We start from the raw sequence: 2,898 nt of genomic DNA on the forward strand, positions 1-2,898 counted from the left end.
AGAACGATTAGACTCCAGGCGAGCCAGGTGGATGAAGAAAAAAACGATCTTCAACGGTGGAACCAGTGTTCGGTAGCCTGATCAACTACATGGGCCTGTCTAAAATCAACACCAGGGGCATCCTTTCAGCTGATAAAAAGATGCTCATGGCAGCTGCTGCCTATAACCTCAAGAAATGGATCAACTTCTGCCAGAGCAGAAGAAAAACAGCAGCGCTGATAGCCCAGTGGGGGCTATAAATACTCTTTTCTGGCTGTTTCTGGTGAAAATTGATCTGACTGGAAAATTTAGAAGTAGCTGGTGTTAGAAGAATTAACGATCAGCCTACTTTATCAGCGAGTTGTGCAACAGCTACTGTTGTTGGGGGCAGGCTTTTTTTATTATTTTTCAGCAATTTCAGTTCTACTTATCTCCACCAGATCACTTCTAGAAATCATTTTGATTAATGTATCGAAATGATCATCAAATATCCTGAGCAACTGTCTGTTGGGAATGTTGCCAGTCTTGACAATAATCAACTTGCTAGGTTCAGATTTAACAAGAAATGAATCTAGAAAATCGCTGTCTTTACTGATTACGATACGATTTTCATTATTGGCAATCTTAGCGATCTGCCAGTCCTTTGTCTTATTCTGGTTAGGTAGTTCAAGAGTATGTATAGCATCAAATCCTTTCTGATTCAGAAAATCAGCTAAGGATCTAGGGAGCTGGGCATCTACTAAAAATTTCACGATGCAATCCTATAGATACTTTTTATGTGGGCGAGCTTAGAGGCATAGCTCAAACATGCAAGGAAATCCTCACGTTCTAAATCAGGATAATCCTCCAGTAACTCTTCGATAGACATACCCGAAGCAAGCAACTCCAGCATACTTTCCACTGGATATCTTAATCCTCGTATAGTCGGCTTACCGTGGCAAACCTCCGGATCTATTGTTATTCTTTCTATCAGATTCTCCATTCAATTATTGCATTTTCCAAATCTAACATAAATTCAGAACTTACTTTAAAGCTGGATGGTTTCTTTGCTTGCCCCCAGTCGAGTCACGCGAGGGAATTTCACCCTCGCGTTCTCACGGAACCGTACGTGAAAGTCCCGGCGGGGCCCGCTCCCTTCATACGGCTCTTCTTGTTTAATCACTAATGTAGTAACATTTTGGATGTGCCAGTACCTTTTCAGGTAATGGCAGTGATCTGTTTCTGGCTATACAATCATCCCATTGCTAGTTGGATCATAGCTGAAACTAAATAAGCCAGACCCTTCGCTCCAGCTCCATTACAGAGCCTTCATCACTACTACGATCTGGTCCGCCACCACTATCTCACACTATCCTTGTGTGACTGCTTCCTTCTTCAGTTAACAGTGCAATAGTGGTTAGCAGTCGATACCTCCCATCATGTTATTGTACACACCCAGGCTGATCTTGCTGATCATAAAGACAGCCAATGCCTGCCCAGGATACTGCAGGAAACCAAAGAGAGACTTAGCTGCTTTGAGCTTGGCTTACAAGCTCTTTTAGCTGATGGCGCCTACTGCTCGGGAGAAAACTATGCTCTGCTGGAAAAGCTAAAGATCCAGGCCTACATTCCTGTACATGGCACCTACAAAGGTGGTCCTGAAGGTTTTACTTATGATGAACAGGAGGATTGTTGGATCTGCCCCCAGGGCAAGAAAGCCACCTTTAGAAAGATCAAACGCTCGGCTCAAGACAGTCTGCAGCGTCAGTACTTCACCACCAGAAGTGACTGCAAAGGCTGCCCCCTGAAAGACACCTGTCTGGGCAAAAAGCAGAAGGAAAAGAAAATCGATATCACCTACTACAGAAAAGAATATGAACGAGCTATAGAACGATTAGACTCCAGGCGAGCCAGGTGGATGAAGAAAAAACGATCTTCAACGGTAGAGCCTGTGTTTGGTACCCTGATCAACTACATGGGCCTGTCAAAACTCAACACCAGGGGCATCCTTTCAGCGGATAAAAAGATGCTCTGTGCCGCCTGTGCCTACAACCTCAAAAAATGGATCAACTTCTGCTTCCAAAGAAGAAAAACAGCCGCTCTGGTAGCCCCTGTAGCGGCTGTGCAGGCTGTTTTTTGCTTGTTTCTGGTGAAACTTGATCTGGCTGGAAAATTCAGAAGTAGCTGGTGTTAGAAAAATTAACGATTAGCCTACTTTTCAGAGAGTTGTGCAACAGTTACTGTTGTTGTAGCGCGTTTATTTTTATTTTTCCATTTCACAACTTCAGCCAAGAGTTCAGTTTTTACCTCTTCCATGAGTGCTTCATCTGATTTTACTTGGTCCCACGGTCTGTCAGCTTCTATAAGTTCATCGTAATTCCAATAAAGGCCATAGATATTCTCAAAACCGGTACTGTCAAACGCATATTTCTTATTCTCCTTGCTGAAATCGTAGGTATCTAGGCATTTATTTAGGATTTTGTATACTCCAGCTATTGGATCTAAGCGACGATCTATAATCTCGTCAGCGTAATATAATGCCAGTTGGATGGCCGCTTCTCTAAGTTCAGGTAGCTGAAGATTCAATTCTTTTAAAGACAGTGAGAAATATTGCTCTAGCTCAAGTGAATTATCTTTGTCCCCCATACCAGCCAGAATAATTAGAGATTCACTTTCAAGTCCTTCTAATATGCCTTTATATTCAACTTTAGGTAAATCTGAAGCGGTTAAGTTACCCGTCACATAAGCTGCTATATGTTGTTTAAAGGTCAAGGTAGTAAAGGTGGATTATGGGTTCAATGCGCTACAACGGTCTAGTGCTCTTCCAATTTAATCCATAGAAATTGCATTAGCTTTATTGACAGCTAGATATTGCCGCGATAGCTTTTCTCTGGCAGTGTTGACAGTAAAGCTCCAATGGATTTTAGCTCTTCGTTTATT

General features: G+C 42.5%; 5 protein-coding genes. 2 read left to right on the top strand and 3 right to left on the bottom strand.

Features of this window, described 5'->3' with window-relative positions; translation table 11 throughout:
- The first annotated feature begins 56 nt into the window (after positions 1–56).
- Positions 57–239, top strand: coding sequence for a transposase (locus tag KWJ01_RS13160; RefSeq protein WP_224996922.1), 183 nt, complete (start codon positions 57–59; stop codon positions 237–239).
- 141 nt (positions 240–380) lie between these two features.
- Here the strand turns inward: KWJ01_RS13160 and KWJ01_RS13165 are convergent, their stop codons facing one another.
- Both KWJ01_RS13165 and KWJ01_RS13170 read right to left on the bottom strand, forming a co-directional pair.
- On the bottom strand, positions 381–731 hold the full coding sequence (locus KWJ01_RS13165) for a DUF5615 family PIN-like protein (RefSeq protein WP_224996923.1): 351 nt from the start codon (positions 729–731) through the stop codon (positions 381–383).
- Positions 728–961 (bottom strand): DUF433 domain-containing protein, encoded by a 234-nt coding sequence (locus KWJ01_RS13170; RefSeq protein ID WP_224996924.1) that lies wholly within the window; start codon positions 959–961, stop codon positions 728–730. The genes KWJ01_RS13165 and KWJ01_RS13170 overlap by 4 nt, the downstream gene beginning before the upstream one ends.
- A 441-nt stretch (positions 962–1,402) precedes the next feature.
- Between KWJ01_RS13170 and KWJ01_RS13175 the strand changes: the two genes are divergently transcribed.
- A complete protein-coding gene (locus tag KWJ01_RS13175; protein WP_224996926.1) occupies positions 1,403–2,152 on the top strand; it encodes a transposase in 750 nt (249 codons plus the stop codon).
- Positions 2,153–2,169: 17 nt separating this feature from the next.
- Here KWJ01_RS13175 and KWJ01_RS13180 read toward each other — a convergent pair whose 3' ends face one another.
- The gene (locus KWJ01_RS13180; RefSeq protein ID WP_224996925.1) at positions 2,170–2,730 is read right to left on the bottom strand and encodes a hypothetical protein; all 561 of its coding nucleotides are present in this window, start codon (positions 2,728–2,730) and stop codon (positions 2,170–2,172) included.
- Positions 2,731–2,898 lie beyond the last annotated feature (168 nt).

Origin of the sequence: Cesiribacter sp. SM1 (genome assembly GCF_020178975.1) — a bacterium.
Lineage (GTDB): Bacteria > Bacteroidota > Bacteroidia > Cytophagales > Cyclobacteriaceae > Cesiribacter.

Excerpts from the sequence above, each read along its gene's own strand:
- KWJ01_RS13170 (WP_224996924.1), bottom strand. The coding sequence starts at position 961 with ATGGAGAATCTGATAGAAAGAATAACAATAGATCCGGAGGTTTGCCAC.